This window comes from Solimonas sp. K1W22B-7 (assembly GCF_003428335.1).
Taxonomy (GTDB): Bacteria; Pseudomonadota; Gammaproteobacteria; order Nevskiales; family Nevskiaceae; genus Solimonas_A.
Genome location: NZ_CP031704.1, coordinates 2,673,369 through 2,690,754 on the forward strand (window position 1 = coordinate 2,673,369; position 17,386 = coordinate 2,690,754).

The following is a 17,386-nucleotide window of genomic DNA, read 5'->3' on the forward strand; positions in this document are numbered from 1 at the left end:
AAGCGGCTCAAGGCGGTTTGGAAAGAAACCGATTCACCAACTTCAGATGGAAATCACCTTTCACTCCCACCAGTTCGGCCGTGTTTTCACGCGTATCAGTTGTAGACCAGGTGAAGCGAAGCCGGTCGTCTACATTTGCCGGCAACACAATGAAGGACTGCTTCAAGAACGACGTCTGTAGTTCCTGGGTGGAGCCATCGCTGTTCTTAACGGTGGCCGTTGCGCCTCCTCCCAAGTTCAAATGAACCGGGCTGGCAAGCATCGGGCCAAAGGAGAAATTCCTAGGAACCAGATTCTTGTAGTTGTCCGGATTTCCAGAAGCCACCGCCTCCTTGAACAGCTTCTGGTAGGCCTCCCAATTGTTGAATTGATCCAAGGTGAGGATTCCCGCAAATCGGGAATTGCCCCGGCCGTTGTCGATCGACAGCATGATCACAAACTCAAAGCCCTTGGAAAAATCCTGCCTATTCATTCCTGGGAGTTGATGTTTCGGGAATGACGCCACTCTCATCCCATTCGAGATGGCATAACGAATCAAGTCCGTTTCTGGTAATGCAGGAGTCGCATCTTGGTTCTCCGAAGCCATGGATTTCAGAATCCTTACGATGGTCTCCACACGTTCCTCAGTTGGTCTCTCACTGATTATTTTCTTTAGGAGGTCGCCCACGTCGGCTCTGTTTTCGCCCAGGGTGACCAGAGTCATCAGAACTTCTTCCTTCAGCGGCCCTGTTCCCGACTCGCTGTAAGCCACCAACAATTTGTCGACGCCTGATGTGAATCCTACCTTTGCCACATACTTGGCCGCTGCAATCCGAATTTTTTCGGACACTTCATCGGATCGTACCAAGCCGAGTGCCGCGCTCCCCATGCTCTGTTGCTCGAAAGCGTCGAGAATCGTGTGAATCTTCTCCGGTTGCTTCCGCATCCACTGGAATGGCGGTTGCGCGCCCAGCATGTCAGAGAGGAACAGGTTTGCGTCCTTTTCCCTCCTTTCCTGATTCTGCGCCGAGAGAACCGAGAGGGCATTGGCAAAGTCCTCGCGCGGTAGCTCTGGAAGCTGAATCCACTGCCGTAAACGCTCCCAGTCGACTGTGGAGAGCTCTAGTGATTCAACCCCTTTGTTTTTTTGCTCAGCGAGGTTTGCAGCAACTACTGTTCTATTGAGGAGGTCACGAAGGGTGTCCCGCAGGCTGGTTTCAGTGTTTGCTTTCTCGATCAGGCTTTCCGCCTTCTCGATGACAGCCTTCCTCACGAGTCCCTTGAGTTCAGCCCAGCTGGCTATTCCCGCGATCGTGGCCGCTGCAAAGAACACGACCACTGCCGCGCCCATAATCTTTGTCGCAAGACCCACGGTCTCTTTCAGAAGCGACTTTTCCTTCTGCAGCTGCGCTTCCACCTCGCGACGGATTAGCGCCTCGAGTTCGAGCGCCGTTGGCGCTTTCGGCTCTTCAGGTTCGGCCACGGCATTCCCCCGCTGTCGCGATCTCTACGTGTGGACCCGCCCGAAGCAGTGTCCTACCCTTTTGCATGGATCATGGCACAGCCGCTGATTCATAAGGCGTTTCGACGACGACGGTCGGCAGGGCAGCCGGCCCTATCGCTATGTTTCAAGCCTTTACCGCTAGAGCATTTTGGGTTTAAACGCTTGCATCGCAGCTGTTTCATCATCAGCGTCATACCGGCGAAAGCCGGCATGACGGGTTTCATGGGATAGCAGGAAGGAATCGCGCCCAAAGAAAAACCCCCGAAGCTTTCGCTTCGGGGGTTTGTCCTTCTTTAAGAGCCTGGCAGTGTCCTACTCTCACATGGCTATTGCCACACTATCATCGGCGCTGTGTCGTTTCACTTCCGTGTTCGGGATGGGAACGGGTGGTTCCAACACGCTATGGCCGCCAGGCAAACTGGCTGACGAGTCGCGACTTTTTAAGGGTCTCGCCTCATCGAATTGGGTTTGTAGTTAAAACACTGCGACGGTTCTCAATGCCCTTCAGGTACATTGACGTCAAAAATGCTTGAGCGTTATATGGCCAAGCCGCACGAGCAATTAGTATGCGTTAGCTCCATGCATTACTGCACTTCCACACCGCACCTATCAACCACGTAGTCTACATGGGCTCTACAGGCAGCTTAAGCTGCGTGAGGTCTCATCTTGAAGTGGGCTTCCCGCTTAGATGCTTTCAGCGGTTATCCCGTCCGTACATAGCTACCCAGCGATGCCACTGGCGTGACAACTGGAACACCAGAGGTACGTTCCACCCGGTCCTCTCGTACTAAGGTGAACTCTCCTCAAACCTCAAACGCCCACGGCAGATAGGGACCGAACTGTCTCACGACGTTCTGAACCCAGCTCGCGTACCTCTTTAACCGGCGAACAGCCGGACCCTTGGGACCGACTACAGCCCCAGGATGAGATGAGCCGACATCGAGGTGCCAAACACTGCCGTCGATATGGACTCTTGGGCAGTATCAGCCTGTTATCCCCGGAGTACCTTTTATCCGTTGAGCGATGGCCCTTCCATACAGAACCACCGGATCACTTAGACCTACTTTCGTACCTGCTCGACTTGTTTGTCTCGCAGTCAAGCTAGCTTATGCCTATGCACTCAAGAGCGCGATTTCCGACCGCGCTGAGCTAACCTTCGCACTCCTCCGTTACTCTTTGGGAGGAGACCGCCCCAGTCAAACTACCCACCATACAGTGTCCCTGTCCCGGATAACGGGACGAGGTTAGAAATTCGAGTTTATCAGGGTGGTATTTCACCGGTGCCTCCACCTCAGCTAGCGCCAAGGTTTCAATGGCTCCCACCTATGCTACACAAACAAACTCAAACTCCAGTGTAAAGATATAGTAAAGGTTCACGGGGTCTTTCCGTCTTGCCGCGGGAACACCGCATCGTCACGGCGATTTCAATTTCACTGAGCCTCGGATGGAGACAGTAGGGCTATCGTTACACCATTCGTGCAGGTCGGAACTTACCCGACAAGGAATTTCGCTACCTTAGGACCGTTATAGTTACGGCCGCCGTTTACTGGGGCTTCGATCAAGAGCTTCGCTTGCGCTGACCCCATCACTTAACCTTCCAGCACCGGGCAGGTGTCAGACCCTATACGTCCACTTTCGTGTTTGCAGAGTCCTGTGTTTTTGATAAACAGTCGCAACCCTCTCTTCACTGCGACCCGCTTGCGCGGGCGTGCCTTCTCCCGAAGTTACGGCACTAATTTGCCGAGTTCCTTCATCCGAGTTGTCTCAAACGCCTTAGGATACTCTCCTCGCCCACCTGTGTCGGTTTGGGGTACGGATTCCTGTTACCTGAAGCTTAGAGGCTTTTCTTGGAAGCGGGGTATCAGCAACTTCAGTCCAGTAGGACCTCGTCATCACGCCTCAGCTTAGCTCTCCGGATTTGCCTAAAGAGCACGCCTAAACGCTTAAACCACCATCCAACAGGTGGATTGCCTAACCTTCTCCGTCACCCCATCGCAGTAACAGCAAGTGCAGGAATATTAACCTGCTTTCCATCGACTACGCCTCTCGGCCTCGCCTTAGGATCCGACTCACCCAGCGCCGATTACCGTTGCGCTGGAACCCTTGGGCTTACGGCGAACAGGTTTTTCACCTGTATTGTCGTTACTCATGTCAGCATTCGCACTTCTGATACCTCCAGCAACCCTTACGAGTCACCTTCACAGGCTTACAGAACGCTCCTCTACCACGCATATTGCTATGCATCCGCAGCTTCGGTGTATCGCTTGAGCCCCGTTACATCTTCCGCGCGGGCCGACTCGACCAGTGAGCTATTACGCTTTCTTTAAATGATGGCTGCTTCTAAGCCAACATCCTGGCTGTCTGTGCCTTCCCACATCGTTCACCACTTAGCGATAACTTTGGGACCTTAGCTGGCGGTCAGGGCTGTTTCCCTTTTCACGATGAAATTTAGCTCCCACCGTGTGTCTCCCGTGATTGCACTTGTAGGTATTCGGAGTTTGCAACAGCTGGGTAGGAACTTGTGTTCCCCCCAAACCGTAACAGTGCTCTACCCCCTACAGTGAGACACGAGGCGCTACCTAAATAGCTTTCGAGGAGAACCAGCTATCACCCGCCTTGATTAGCCTTTCACTCCTATCCACATGTCATCTCCGACTTTTTCAACAGGCGTGAGTTCGGGCCTCCATTGTGTGTTACCACAACTTCACCCTGCACATGGATAGATCGACGGGTTTCGGGTCTACTCCCAGCAACTAGTCGCCCTATTCAGACTCGGTTTCCCTACGGCTCCCCTATACGGTTAGCCTCGCTACTGAGAAGTAAGTCGCTGACCCATTATACAAAAGGTACGCCATCACTCTTTCGAGCTCTGACTGCTTGTACGCATCCGGTTTCAGGTTCTATTTCACTCCCCTCTCCGGGGTTCTTTTCGCCTTTCCCTCACGGTACTGGTTCACTATCGGTCGGCAACGAGTATTTAGCCTTGGAGGATGGTCCCCCCATATTCAGACAAGGTTTCACGTGCCTCGCCTTACTCGATTTCACACATCTGACTTTTCGCATACGGGGCTATCACCCGCTATGGCCGGCCTTTCCAAACCGTTCTGCTAAGTTTCGATGTGCTTAAGGGCTGTTCCCCGTTCGCTCGCCACTACTAGGGGAATCTCGGTTGATTTCTTTTCCTGCAGGTACTTAGATGTTTCAGTTCCCTGCGTTTGCCTCAATGACCTATGTATTCAGTCAAAGATACGGCCGAAGCCGTGGGTTGCCCCATTCGGAAATTCACGGATCAAAGCTTGTTTGCTAGCTCCCCGTGACTTATCGCAAGCTACTACGTCCTTCATCGCCTGTTGCCGCCAAGGCATCCACCAGATGCGCTTGATCGCTTGACCATATAACCTCAAACATTCTCTCGAATATTTTCAGCCATAGATTAAATCAATCTATCACTTACATTTCGCCGTCAAGCACCTTTGGCATTGAGTCTGATTACTTCCTATTAAAAGGACGTAAACAGATACTTTGTCTACAGTGTTTAACTACAAACCTAATTGTTAAAGAACAGTTAAATCCACTTTCGCGGATTCATGAAAACATCCACTAGGACGCTTTCATGAATCGGAATTTGGTGGAGCCAGTCGGGATCGAACCGACGACCCTCTGCTTGCAAAGCAGATGCTCTCCCAGCTGAGCTATGGCCCCGGTGACCAACGCGCCTTTGTCTGCCAAAGATGGTGGGTCTGGCTGGATTTGAACCAGCGACCCCACGCTTATCAAGCGTGTGCTCTAACCAACTGAGCTACAGACCCAGGTGCGTGTGAACCGCCAGGCGGCGATTCCGACTGTCTTAGCAAGTAACTTGTGTGGATGCTCCCAGAGACGCTTCGAAGCGTTCTGTAAAGGAGGTGATCCAGCCGCAGGTTCCCCTACGGCTACCTTGTTACGACTTCACCCCAGTCATTGACCACACCGTGGTAGGCGTCCCCCTTGCGGTTAGACTACCTACTTCTGGTGCAGCCAACTCCCATGGTGTGACGGGCGGTGTGTACAAGGCCCGGGAACGTATTCACCGCCGCAAATGCTGATCGGCGATTACTAGCGATTCCGACTTCATGAGGTCGAGTTGCAGACCTCAATCCGGACTACGATGTACTTTCTGGGATTAGCTCCCTCTTGCGAGTTGGCGACCCTCTGTATACACCATTGTAGTACGTGTGTAGCCCTGGCCATAAGGGCCATGATGACTTGACGTCATCCCCACCTTCCTCCGGTTTGTCACCGGCGGTCCCCTTAGAGTGCTCAACTAAATGGTGGCAACTAAGGGCAAGGGTTGCGCTCGTTGCGGGACTTAACCCAACATCTCACGACACGAGCTGACGACAGCCATGCAGCACCTGTGTCTAGGTTCCCTTGCGGGCACTCCCTCATCTCTGAAGGATTCCTAGCATGTCAAGGCCAGGTAAGGTTCTTCGCGTTGCATCGAATTAAACCACATACTCCACCGCTTGTGCGGGCCCCCGTCAATTCCTTTGAGTTTCAACCTTGCGGCCGTACTCCCCAGGCGGGATACTTATCGCGTTAGCTACGACACCGACACGCAGAGCATGCCGACGTCAAGTATCCATCGTTTACGGCGTGGACTACCAGGGTATCTAATCCTGTTTGATCCCCACGCTTTCGTGTTTCAGTGTCAGTACAGGCCCAGGCGGCTGCCTTCGCCATTGGTGTTCCTTCCGATATCTACGCATTTCACCGCTACACCGGAAATTCCACCGCCCTCTACCGTACTCTAGTCAAACAGTCTCGGAAGCAGTTCCCAGGTTGAGCCCAGGGATTTCACAACCGACTTGTCAAACCACCTACACACCCTTTACGCCCAGTAAATCCGATTAACGCTCGCACCCTCTGTATTACCGCGGCTGCTGGCACAGAGTTAGCCGGTGCTTATTCTTCAGGTACCGTCAAGACTCAAAGTATTAATCTGAGTTTTTTCTTCCCTGCTTAAAGTGCTTTACAACCCGAAGGCCTTCTTCACACACGCGGCATTGCTGGATCAGGCTTGCGCCCATTGTCCAATATTCCCCACTGCTGCCTCCCGTAGGAGTCTGGACCGTGTCTCAGTTCCAGTGTGACTGATCGTCCTCTCAGACCAGTTACTGATCGTCGCCTTGGTGAGCCATTACCTCACCAACAAGCTAATCAGACGTAGGCTTCTCTCAGAGTGCAAGGCCTTGCGGTCCCCTGCTTTGGTCTTTCGACATCATGCGGTATTACTCCAAGTTTCCCTGGGCTATCCCCCGCTCTAAGGCAAATTCCTACGTATTCCTCACCCGTCCGCCACTAGATGTATTGCTACACCTCGTTCGACTTGCATGTGTTAGGCATGCCGCCAGCGTTCAATCTGAGCCAGGATCAAACTCTCCAATTAAATTTTTATAACTGGATCAAGCACTCTCAGCCCCGAAGGACCTAAAGCGCTCAGAGTTATTCCCCGTTTAGCTCAATTTTTAACATTGGCTCTACGTTGATACTCTCGGTTTTGTTGCTATGGCTTCTGCCACGCTCCGGGAGCACCCACACAAATTACTTGCTAATTTGTTCTTAAAGATCAGTGCTTTAGGGCTTCCAACGTTTCCGTCGTTGCCGTCAGCGGGGGGCGAATAATAGGCGATTTTCGGGTCGGCGCAACAGCTTTTTTTCAAAGAAATATCAAGTTGCTGTTTTTAAACGGTTTCCTGATCAGGCCCGAGTCCCCGCCAGCCCCCATCGCGACTCCGCCAAGCATTGGATCGGCATGGCATTTCCTCCCGGAGGTTCGATCAACCCCGCCGATTGGCGACAGGAATCAGCGCGCTGCACGTCCTGCTGCCGGCAGAGCCGCTGAAATGGCAGGATACCCATGCGACCCGGTTCCTGGAGTCGTTCTCGCTGCTGGACTGGCAAATCACCCTTCGCCCATGACTTCCCGCCTCCGGGCAAAGCTGTCCGAACACGCCCTGCCCCTGCTGGGCGCGCTGGCCGTCGGAGGCCTGGCGCTGCTGCTGCTCTGGACCCTGCAGACGTCGGTGGAGATGGAGTCCTATGACCCGTCGAAGCATGACAGAGTGCGCGTGGTGACGATCGACCAGGCAAAGCAGAAGGAATGCCTGGACCGCTATCCCGTAGAGCAGCGCAGGAGCGTGGGCTACCTGCACTGCACCGAGGGCTATGTGTACGAGCGGCGGCAGGATTTCTTCGTCGACAAGCGGCCTGCCGTGGCACCCTGAGCGCGGTGCCTGCCGTTCACCACAGCGGCCCCTGTCGGTTCAGCCCGACCTCGGCCGCCGATACCGGCCGGCCCTGGTTGCCCCAGGCGCCGCGGGTGTAGGTCAGCACGTCGGCAATCTGCTCGTTGCTCAGGGTGCTGCCGAAGGGCGGCATGCCGAAGGGACGCGGGTTGCCGGCAGTGCCCGGGGCGTAGCCGCCGAACAGGATTGCGCGGATCGGGTTGACCGCAGATTCCATGGTGACGGCGCGGTTGCCGCGCAGCGCAGGCGCCATCGGCGGGGCACCCTCGCCCGCTTCACCATGGCAGTTGGCGCAATGTTCCGTGTAGATCGCCGCGCCGCGCTTGGCCATGTGATCCACGGCCTGGGCCCGAACCTGGATCACGCCCCTGGTGGCCGGTGGCCGGGTCGGTGCCAGCGACTTGAGGTAGGTCGCCATGGCGCCGAGATCTTCGGCGGAAGCGTGCTGCAGGCTCTCGTAGACCACTTCGGCCATCGGCCCCAGCGTCGATGCCCGCGGCGCAACGCCGTCGCGCAGCAAGGCCACGATCTCTTCCTGCGGCCAGTCCTGCACGCCTGCTTCTGCCGGCGCGGCCAGCGCGGGCGCGTACCAGTTCAGCACCAGCCCGCCGGCCGGGTTGTCGCGCGACTGCACGGCGCCCAGTGCGTTGCGTGCCTCGTGGCAGGCGCTGCAGTGGCCCAGGCCCTGCACCAGGTAGGCGCCGCGGTTCCACTGCGCGTCACGCGCGCCGTCCGGCTGGTACACACCCGGCCGGAAGAACAGTGCGCGCCAGCCCACCAGCAGCAGGCGGTAATTGTAGGGAAACTCCAGGCGGTGCTCGCGCCGCGGCTCGCTTACCGGCGGCAGGCCCTTGAGGTAGGCGAACATCGCATCGCTGTCGTCGCGGGTCAGCCTGGTGTAGTTGGTGTACGGAAACGACGGGTACAGCAGCGAGCCGTCGCGCGAGCGGCCTTCGTGCAGCGCCTTCCAGAAATCGTCGGCCGACCACTCGCCCAGGCCGGTCTCGTTGTCCGGCGTGAGATTGGGCGAGTAGAACGTGCCGAAAGGCGTCGGGATCGCCCGCCCGCCGGCGTAGTCGGCGCCGCCCTGGCGCGTGTGGCAGGCCATGCAGTCGCCGACGCGCACCAGGTAACGTCCGCGCTCGGTGGCGGCGATGCCTGTGGGCGGTTGCAAGGGGCTGGTTGCCGACAAGTCACCGGGATCGGCGCGCAAGCCCAGCCAGGACACTGCAGCCGCCAGCGCGATGCCCAGCAGCAGCACGGCAAGGACGAGGCGCTTCATTGCACGCCCTCCTTGCTGCCGACACTGCCGCAGTCCAGCGGCAGCGCCTGGGGCAGGCTGGCGGCCGGGTGCGGGTCTGCCGGCATCGGTTGCGCGGCCAGCCATGCGGCCACGGCACCGATGTCTTCAGGGCTGAGCCTGGCCGTGATCGCGGCCATGCAATCCGGCGCCTTGCCATGGCGCGTACCCTCGCGCCAGGCCCCGAACTGTGCGACCAGGTAGTCGTAGGGCAGGCCCAGCAAGCCGGGAATGTCCGGCGCCACGCCGGTCATCTTCTGGCCGTGGCAATCGTTGCAGGCCGGCACGCCACGCGCGGCATCACCCTGCCGCACCAGCTGCAGGCCGTGCTGCAGGCGCGCGGCATCGGCCTGGGTCGGCTGCGGTGCCGGGTACGGCAGCGACAGCGCGGAGAAGTACTGCGCCATCTCGCGCAGGTAAGCGTCGGACTGACGCTCCAGCAGGTAACTCATCTGCGCGTTGAGCCGGCGGCCTTCGCGGAAGTTGAGCAGCTGGTGATAGAGATAGCCGGCCGGCTTGCCGGCGATGCGCGGATAGAAACCATCGCTGGTGGCGCGGCCCTCGGCACCGTGGCAGGCGGCACAGGGAAGCAGGCGCTGGGCGATGCTGTCTTCCGGCGGGGCAGCCTGCGCCGAGCCCCACAGCAGCAGCGAGGCCAGCAGCACAAACCGGGGTATGCGCGACATTACCTGGGCTCCGTTCTTCGACCGGCCGGGATGCTACGCCTGATGCCGGTCGACGGACAGTCTTCAGGGCCTGTCAAATTGTCCCAGTGCTCGCCTAGAACGCCGCGATCCCCGTCTGCGCACGCCCCAGGATCAGCGCGTGGACGTCGTGCGTGCCCTCGTAGGTGTTCACGGATTCCAGGTTCATCAGGTGACGGATCACATGGTACTCGTCGGAGATGCCGTTGCCGCCGTGCATGTCGCGTGCGCTGCGGGCGATCTCCAGTGCCTTGCCGGCGTTGTTGCGCTTGATCAGCGAGATCATCTCGGGCTGCGCCCTGCCCTCGTCCATCAGGCGGCCGACGCGCAGGCAGGCCTGCAGGCCCAGGCTGATCTCGGTCTGCATGTTGACGAGCTTGAGCTGCACCAGCTGGGTGGCGGCCAGCGGCCGGCCGAACTGCTTGCGCTCCATCGTGTAGTTGCGCGCGGCCTGCCAGCAGAACTCCGCCGCACCCAGCGCGCCCCAGGCGATGCCGTAGCGCGCCTTGTTGAGACAGCCGAAGGGTCCCTTGAGGCCGCTGACGCCGGCCAGCAGCTGTTCCCCCGGCACGAAGACCTCGTCCATCAGGATCTGCCCGGTGAGGGAGGCGCGCAGGCTGAACTTGCCCTCGATCTTGCGCGTCTCCAGGCCCGCCATGCCGCGCTCCAGGATGAAGCCGCGGATCGCGCCGTCGTCGTCCTTGGCCCAGACCACGAACACGTCCGCGATCGGTGCATTGGTGATCCAGGTCTTGCTGCCGTGCAGCCGGTAGCCGCCGTCCACCTTGCGTGCACGCGTCAGCATGCCGCCCGGATCGGAACCATGGTCCGGCTCGGTGAGCCCGAAGCAGCCCACCCAATCGCCGCTGGCCAGCTTCGGCAGGTACTTCTGCCGCTGCGCCTCCGAGCCGTAAGCATGGATCGGGTGCATCACCAGGCTGGACTGCACGCTCATCACCGAGCGGTATCCGGAATCGACGCGCTCCACCTCGCGCGCGACCAGCCCGTAGGAGACGTAGTTGAGTCCGGCGCAGCCGTAACCCTGCAGCGTCGGGCCGAGCAGACCTTGCTCGCCCATCTCCCGCACGATCGCCCGGTCGAAGCGCTCGTGGCGATGGGCATCGCGCACCTGCGGCATGAGGCGGGACTGGCACCAGTCGTGCGCCGAGTCCCGCGCCAGCTTTTCCTCGGCGCTGAGCTGGTCCTCCAGCAGCAGCGCGTCGTCCCAGCGGAATCCGCTCAAGCGGCCCCCTCCTCCTGCTTCTGGGGCTTGAGCAGGAACGCGGCGAAGGCCGGCAGCAGCAGCACCGCCGCCACTGCGTTGGCGAGGAACATGATCGTCAGCAGGATGCCCATGTCCACCTGGAACTGCAGGCCGGACATCAGCCAGGTGCAGACGCTCGCCGCCAGTGCCAGTGCCGTGAACAGCACCGCCTTGCCGGTCTGGTGCAGGGTCTGCTCATAGGCCTTGCGCAGGGTCATGCCCTTGTTCACGCATTCCTCGAGCACGCTGTAGATATAGATGCCGTAGTCCACGCCGATGCCGGCGGCGAAGGCCGCGACGGGCAGCGTGGAGACCTTGACGCCGATCTGCAGGAACACCATCACCGCGTAGGACAACACCGAGACCAGCGCCAGCGGCACCAGCACGCAGATCAGGCCGGAGAAGCTGCGGAACGACAGGAACACGCAGACGCCGATCCCCAGGTAGACCCACAGCAGGATCGGCCGCTCGGTTTCCCGGATCACGTCGTTGGCGGCGGCCATGACGCCGACGTTGCCGGTGGCGAGCTTGAGCTTGACCGGGGAGTCCGGGCCCCGCTCCTCCTCGAACTTCTTCACCGCCGCGATGATGCCGTCGATCGTGTCGGCCTTGTGATCCGCGGTGAAGATCAGCACCGGGATCGCGCTGCAGTCGTTGTTGAGCAGCCCGGTGGACGGCGGGATCGGCTGCAGGGTGATGACGAAGCCGTCGGCGTTGCGCGGCAGCACGCGCCACTTGGGGTTGCTCTCGTTGAAGGCTTCGAACACCAGGCGCGACATCTGCGGCAGCGACAGCGTCGATTGCACGCCCGGCGTGTTCTGCATGCGCCAGGCAAAGTCGTCGATGAGGTTCATCGCATGCTTGTCGATGCAGCTGTCCTTGGGGGCCTCGGCTACGACCTTGAGGATGTCCACGCCGATGGAGAACTCGCGCACGATCGCCGCGGTGTCCTTGTTGTAGCGCGAATCCGGGCGCAGTTCGGGCACGCCGTTGTGCAGTTCGCCGATCTCGAGATCGCGCCCCACCCATTCGGCCCAGCCGTAGACCAGCACGGAGATGACCAGCACCACTGCGGCCACCGGCTTGAGCGTGATGGCTGAAATGGCGGTCCACACCGGCGCGAAGACTGCATCGCGGCGGCGCTGATGCTCGCGGAAACGCACCGGATCGGGCAGCGTGGCGTAGGACAGCAGGCAGGGCAGCAGGATCTTCTTGCAGACGATGATCGCCACCAGGCCGAACATGGCGTTGATCGCCATTTCCTGGACGATGCCGATCGGCACCAGCAGGATCGTGCCGAAGCCGACCACGTTGGTCAGCACCGCGGAGATGCCGGGAATCACCAGGCGGCGATAGGTGGCGCGCGAGGCCTCGAAGCTGTCCTGGCCATGGTCGGCCACCTCGTACAGCCAGAAGCTGGTGATCTGGATGCCGTGGGAAACGCCGATCGCCAGCACCAGGAACGGCACCAGGATCGCGAACGGATCCAGGCCGAAGCCGAACAGGTGCAGGAAGCCCAGTTCCCAGACCACCGCCAAGGTCGAGCAGGTCAGCGGAATCAGCGCGATGCGCAGCGAGCCGCAATACCACCACAGCAGCAGCAGCGTCAGCAGCAGCGTCAACCCGAAGAAGCCGACCACTTCCAGCGTGGCGTCGGAGATATCGCCGACCACCTTGGCGAAGCCGATGATGTGGATGTCGACATTGGGGTTGTAGTCGGGATTGGCCACCTCGGTGGCCACCAGCGCGTTACCGGGAATCTCGTGGGTGCGCGTCTCGCCGTTCTCGTCGGTGTGGTCGATGTCGAAGCTTTCCATCCACAGCGGCCAGCGCAGCTTGCTGTAGCCGAGGCGGATCAGGTCGCCGGACTTGAATGGCGCCAGGTCATGCTTGAGCTTGTACTCGAACATCTTCGGCTGCATGAAGCGGCCGCGGATGTCCTCGATCTTGTGCGCCATGCGCACGTAATCCAGCGGCTGCTTGCTGATCGGGTCCGTTTCCAGCAGCTCGGAGAACACCATCGCACCGCCCTGGTCGTTGGCCACCAGGCGACCGACGACGTTGGCCTTGGCCACGTTCTCGCGGATCTTCGTGAACATCTCCGGCGTCGGGGCGTATTCGGCCGGCACCACGTTGCCGCCGGCGAAGCCGTCTTCCACCACCTCGATGTAGCGCACGTCGGGTGTGAAGATCGAGCTGACGCGCGCCGTGTCCATGCCGCGGGTGAAGAACACCGCGTCGGTGAGACTGCGCAGCGTGCGCAGGTACTCGGCGTTGTAGATGTTGCCTTCCTTCTGCACCGCGGCGAACAGCACCAGGTTGGCACCGCCGAATTCGCGCTGGTACTGCTTGAACACCTGGATGTACGGATGCCCCAGCGGCAGCTGCTTCTCGAAGCCGGTTTCCGGGCGCAGGTGGAAGGCCTGCCAGGCCATGAACAAGGTCAGCAGTCCCAGCACCAGCAGCGTGCGCGGCCGGCGACCGAACACGATCGGCTCGGTCACGCGGATAAAGAGCTGCGAAAAACGCCCACGCGCGTCGTGCATCTGTTCTCCCCCACCTTATAGTCGTTCTGATATCCCGGGCACTGACCGGGTGGCCGATGTTGGCACGATGTGACCCGTACTTACGAGCCCCGCTTCGTTCCGGTCGCGCGGGCCCGGGACGATCAGCGGCAAAGCACCGGGCGGATCGTCGGGTTCTCCTTCAGCTCGACCAGGCGGCTGCGGACCTTGCCCGCCACCGGCGAATCGGGAAAGCGCTTCACGAAACCCCGCAGTTCCCGGCTGACGCTGGCCTCGTCGCTGCAGGTGCAGACGCCGAGTGCCACCACTTCTTCCAGGTCCGTCAGCGTCTGGCGCGTGAAGCCGGCATAGGCCTGCGGATACTTGCGGGCGAAGCCGCGCCAGCCTTCGTACTGCTTCGCCACCACCCCTTCGCCGAAGCGTACGCAGGGAGTGGGCCGCTTGCCCAGGCTGAGGTAGGCCGGCAGCAGTTCCGGGCTCCAGTAGGCCCGGTAGAGGCGGAAGAACTCGCGGTCCATCACGCCGCCATGGACCTGCGCCAGCCGATCCAGGAAGGCGGCATCGGGCTGGGCATAGACATCGAAGCCGCGCGACAGCGTGAATCCGCGCAGCTCGGCGCGCAGCTGGCCATAGGCGGGCTCGTCCAGCCGCTCGAGCCAGGCCTGGTCGCCCAGGCCCTCGATCTCCATCAGGGCATCCTGGGCGGCAAGCGCCGCGGCCATGAGCGGCTCCAGCGACACCGGGGCCGTCGCGGCCTCCACCCCCGCGAGTGCCTTGAGGTAGGCGTCCAGCGCCGCCGGTCGTACCGGCTCGGCCTGCGCCAGGCCTGCAAGGCCCAGCAATGCAGCGACAAGGACGATGCGCAATTTCATGACGGGGTGGCTCCTGGAAATGGGGTGGGCAGGCTCGATGGGATGACCGCCGGAAAAGGGGGCGTCGCAGCGGCACGATCCCGCCGCCGATATAAAGTTTAATATTTTCATCACGATGTGACGATAATCTTGGGCAATCCCAAATAAACACCCTGGTATGGGACAAAAGTTGCCTGGGGCCAAACTTACTAGCTGACTCATTCGTCAGCTAAGCCCCCTGCGCGGTATCATTGCACCCAATCGGGGGGTTCCTTGAATCAAGCCTCCGGCGCCGCCCCATGCAGGTCATGGGAGTACCCGCGCCGGCGGCGGTGTATTGGGTGAATCCCGCTGCATTGTCGGCCAAACAAGCGTCTCAAGCGCCACCGCGGCTCCGCGCAGCGCCAACAGGAGGGTTCGTGTCAGTGACGGTGGGATTCGCAAGGGGCGTGGCCCCGGATTTGCTTGCGCTCCTGACTCTGCCGCTTCCTCCCACCCTCCGATGACCGACCTGCTCCCCAAAGTCAGCCGCAACCTTCCGGTCCGCTGGAAGCTGACCCTGCTCGTGGTCACCGTCGCCCTCACCGCCGCCGCTCCGATGGCCGTGTACGCGCTGCAGGCCTGGGTCGGCGACAGCGTCGCCGGGGTCATCGGCCTGATCGTGGCCGGTGTCGTACTGACGCTGGTGGCCATCATGGTCCTGGGCTTCGTGCAGTCCATCGTGCGGCCGCTGGACGAACTGGTGCAGGGTGCCGAAGGCCTGATCCGCGGCTCCTGGGATACGCCTCTGCCGGAAAACCGCGGTGACGAGATCGGCGCCGTGGCCTCCGCGCTGGGCGAGTTCCGCGACCGCGCGCAGCGCTGGGACTACCTCGCCCACCATGACTCCCTGACCGGCCTGGCCAACCGCGCCCGCCTGGAAGCCCTGCTCAATGCCGAGGGGCCGGACCTGCGCGCCCAGGGCCAGGCGCTGATCGTCACCTACATCGGCCTGGACCAGCTCACCGGCATCAGCGACATGATGGGTGCCGCCGCTGCCGACGAATTCCTGCGCATCGCCGCGCGCCGCCTGCGCGCCTGCACCGACGACAGTGGTCGCCTGTTCTATGTCGGCGGTGCCCTGTTCGCGGTGGTGTCGCAGCAGATGCCCAACAACGCCCGCCTTGTGGAGCTGGCCGACCAGCGCGCCCGCGCCCTGATCGGCGAACTGTCGCGGCCGTTCACGCTCAACGACCAGGAACTCGACATGACGGTCAACGTCGGTGTCGTGACCTGCCCGCAGGACGGCAGTACCTGCGAGGAAATCTTCGCCAATGCCCAGGCCGCGCTGAGCCATGCGCGCCAGAACCCCGGCAACGGCTTCCAGTTCTACACCCGCCAGATCGCCGAGAAGGTGCGCAGCCGCGCCGCGCTGATGTCGCAGCTGCGCCGTGCCGTGCAGGGCGAGGAACTGCGCGTGTACTACCAGCCGGTGCTCGACGTGAGCAGCGGCCGCGTGGTCTGCGCCGAAGCCCTGATGCGCTGGCAGCACCCGACGCGCGGCCTGGTGATGCCGGGCGAGTTCATCCAGGTGGCGGAGGAAACCGGCGCCATCGGTGCGATGGGTGGCTGGTGCCTGGCCAAGGCCCTGTCAGACGCCAAGAGCTGGCGTCTGAATGGTGGCGGCTCGCCGGTGAAACTGGCGGTGAACCTGTCGGCGCGTCAGCTCAACGATCCGGGCCTGGTGGACTCCATCCAGCACATCCTGGAGAACATCGAGGCCGATCCGGCCAATCTGGAACTGGAGCTGACCGAAAGCACGATGATGGGCAACCCTGCCCACAGCGCGCGCGTGCTGCGCAGCCTCAAGTCCATGGGCATCACGCTGTCGGTGGACGACTTCGGCACCGGCTATTCCTCGCTGGCCTACCTGCATCGCTTCCCGCTGGACAAGATCAAGATCGACCGCAGCTTCGTCTCGCGCGTCAACCGCAGCCGCAAGGATGAGCTGATCGTGCAGGCCACCACGGGCCTTGCCGCCAACCTGGGCCTGCAGGTGGTCGCCGAAGGCGTGGAAACCCGCGAGCAGCTGGCAACGCTGCGCGGCCTGGGCTGCAACATGATGCAGGGCTTCCTGTTCAGTCCCGCCCTGCCGCTGCCGGACTTCATGACCTGGTGCCAGACGCCGGAGATCGCCGAGAAGGCGATGTCCACGGTCAACTGACCGGGCTTCAAGCCCGGTCATACCGGCGAAAGCCGGCATGACGGAGTTCCGCATTCTCAGATGGGGAGGCCTTTCCTGAACGGCCTTTGCCTCAGAACCCCTTGAGCGTCGCGAACTCTTCCAGCCCCGCGCGCCGCGTGCGCAGCTTGTTCACCGGCGCCGACTCGTCCATGGTGCCCAGCGACATGCCGCAGCAGAGCATCAGTTCCGGCGGCATGCCGACGAATTCCGCCACGGTCTTGTGCCACATCGCCCAGGCTTCCTGCGGGCAGGTATGCAGGCCCTGCTCGCGTGCCGCCAGCATGAGGCTCTGCTGGAAGATGCCGATGTCCATCCACTGGTCGATGCCCATCTGGCGGTCGACGGCGATGAACAAACCTACCGGCGCATCGAAGAAACGGAAGTTGCGCATCACCTGCATCACGCGCCCGCGCTTGTCCTCGCGCGGGATGCCCAGCGTGGCGTAGAGATCCTCGCCGCACTCGAAGCGCCGCGTGCGGTAGGGGTCGCCGAGGTTCTTGGGGTAGATGTCGTACTCGCTGCCCTCGCCGCCCGGGTTGGCCTGCCAGCGCTTCTCCATCAGCGCCACGAACTCGCGCAGCGGCTCGCCGGTGAGCACGTAGACGTGCCAGGGCTGCAGGTTGCCACCGGAGGCCGACTGCTTCGCCGCTTCCAGCAGGGCACGGATTTTTTCCTCGGGCACCGGGGTGTCGAGGAAGGCGCGACAGCTGATCCGTGTCGCCAGGGCTTCTGAAACCTTGATGGGAAA

General features: G+C 61.0%; 9 protein-coding genes, 2 tRNA genes and 3 rRNA genes. 2 read left to right on the forward strand and 12 right to left on the reverse strand.

All coding sequences use genetic code 11. From position 1 onward, the window contains the following. Positions 1-7 precede the first annotated feature (7 nt). The 6 genes from D0B54_RS12180 to D0B54_RS12205 form a co-directional block, all read right to left on the reverse strand. Positions 8-1,462 (reverse strand): hypothetical protein, encoded by a 1,455-nt coding sequence (locus tag D0B54_RS12180; RefSeq protein WP_117291593.1) that lies wholly within the window; start codon positions 1,460-1,462, stop codon positions 8-10. Positions 1,463-1,782: 320 nt separating this feature from the next. Next, a 5S ribosomal RNA gene (gene rrf, locus D0B54_RS12185) occupies positions 1,783-1,897 on the reverse strand. Positions 1,898-2,023: 126 nt separating this feature from the next. Then, positions 2,024-4,875 (reverse strand): 23S ribosomal RNA (locus tag D0B54_RS12190). Between the two features lie 234 nt (positions 4,876-5,109). Next, positions 5,110-5,185, reverse strand: a tRNA-Ala gene (locus D0B54_RS12195). Between the two features lie 30 nt (positions 5,186-5,215). Then, positions 5,216-5,292: transfer RNA gene (locus D0B54_RS12200), tRNA-Ile, on the reverse strand. Positions 5,293-5,381: 89 nt separating this feature from the next. Continuing rightward, a 16S ribosomal RNA gene (locus tag D0B54_RS12205) occupies positions 5,382-6,911 on the reverse strand. Together the 16S, 23S and 5S rRNA genes with 2 tRNA genes alongside form the textbook arrangement of a ribosomal RNA operon. A 529-nt stretch (positions 6,912-7,440) precedes the next feature. On the opposite strand from D0B54_RS12205, the gene D0B54_RS12210 reads away from it, so the two are divergent. After that, positions 7,441-7,749: a hypothetical protein gene (locus D0B54_RS12210; RefSeq protein WP_117291594.1), complete on the forward strand. Its 309-nt coding sequence runs from the start codon at positions 7,441-7,443 to the stop codon at positions 7,747-7,749. 16 nt (positions 7,750-7,765) lie between these two features. Here the strand turns inward: D0B54_RS12210 and D0B54_RS12215 are convergent, their stop codons facing one another. The 5 genes from D0B54_RS12215 to D0B54_RS12235 all read right to left on the reverse strand — a co-directional run bounded on the left by D0B54_RS12215 (position 7,766) and on the right by D0B54_RS12235 (position 14,435). Beyond that, positions 7,766-9,052: a c-type cytochrome gene (locus tag D0B54_RS12215; RefSeq protein ID WP_117291595.1), complete on the reverse strand. Its 1,287-nt coding sequence runs from the start codon at positions 9,050-9,052 to the stop codon at positions 7,766-7,768. Further along, positions 9,049-9,756 (reverse strand): c-type cytochrome, encoded by a 708-nt coding sequence (locus D0B54_RS12220; protein WP_117291596.1) that lies wholly within the window; start codon positions 9,754-9,756, stop codon positions 9,049-9,051. The genes D0B54_RS12215 and D0B54_RS12220 overlap by 4 nt, the downstream gene beginning before the upstream one ends. A gap of 94 nt (positions 9,757-9,850) precedes the next feature. Continuing rightward, the gene (locus D0B54_RS12225; RefSeq protein WP_117291597.1) at positions 9,851-11,017 is read right to left on the reverse strand and encodes an acyl-CoA dehydrogenase; all 1,167 of its coding nucleotides are present in this window, start codon (positions 11,015-11,017) and stop codon (positions 9,851-9,853) included. After that, positions 11,014-13,584 (reverse strand): efflux RND transporter permease subunit, encoded by a 2,571-nt coding sequence (locus D0B54_RS12230; RefSeq protein ID WP_162932375.1) that lies wholly within the window; start codon positions 13,582-13,584, stop codon positions 11,014-11,016. The genes D0B54_RS12225 and D0B54_RS12230 overlap by 4 nt, the downstream gene beginning before the upstream one ends. Positions 13,585-13,706: 122 nt before the next feature. Continuing rightward, on the reverse strand, positions 13,707-14,435 hold the full coding sequence (locus tag D0B54_RS12235; protein WP_162932376.1) for a hypothetical protein: 729 nt from the start codon (positions 14,433-14,435) through the stop codon (positions 13,707-13,709). A gap of 481 nt (positions 14,436-14,916) precedes the next feature. Here D0B54_RS12235 and D0B54_RS12240 point away from each other — a divergent pair, with 481 nt between their 5' ends. After that, on the forward strand, positions 14,917-16,617 hold the full coding sequence (locus D0B54_RS12240) for a putative bifunctional diguanylate cyclase/phosphodiesterase (protein WP_117291599.1): 1,701 nt from the start codon (positions 14,917-14,919) through the stop codon (positions 16,615-16,617). Between the two features lie 91 nt (positions 16,618-16,708). Here D0B54_RS12240 and D0B54_RS12245 read toward each other — a convergent pair whose 3' ends face one another. Then, positions 16,709-17,380: a nitroreductase gene (locus tag D0B54_RS12245; RefSeq protein WP_117291600.1), complete on the reverse strand. Its 672-nt coding sequence runs from the start codon at positions 17,378-17,380 to the stop codon at positions 16,709-16,711. Positions 17,381-17,386 lie beyond the last annotated feature (6 nt).

What these genes read in the sequence shown, in the direction of transcription:
- D0B54_RS12210 (WP_117291594.1), top strand. Translation starts at nt 7,441, where the DNA reads ATGACTTCCCGCCTCCGGGCAAAGCTGTCCGAACACGCCCTGCCCCTG.
- D0B54_RS12215 (WP_117291595.1), bottom strand. Translation starts at nt 9,052, where the DNA reads ATGAAGCGCCTCGTCCTTGCCGTGCTGCTGCTGGGCATCGCGCTGGCG.
- D0B54_RS12220 (WP_117291596.1), bottom strand. Translation starts at nt 9,756, where the DNA reads ATGTCGCGCATACCCCGGTTTGTGCTGCTGGCCTCGCTGCTGCTGTGG.
- D0B54_RS12230 (WP_162932375.1), bottom strand. Translation starts at nt 13,584, where the DNA reads ATGCACGACGCGCGTGGGCGTTTTTCGCAGCTCTTTATCCGCGTGACC.
- D0B54_RS12235 (WP_162932376.1), bottom strand. Translation starts at nt 14,435, where the DNA reads ATGAAATTGCGCATCGTCCTTGTCGCTGCATTGCTGGGCCTTGCAGGC.
- D0B54_RS12240 (WP_117291599.1), top strand. Translation starts at nt 14,917, where the DNA reads ATGACCGACCTGCTCCCCAAAGTCAGCCGCAACCTTCCGGTCCGCTGG.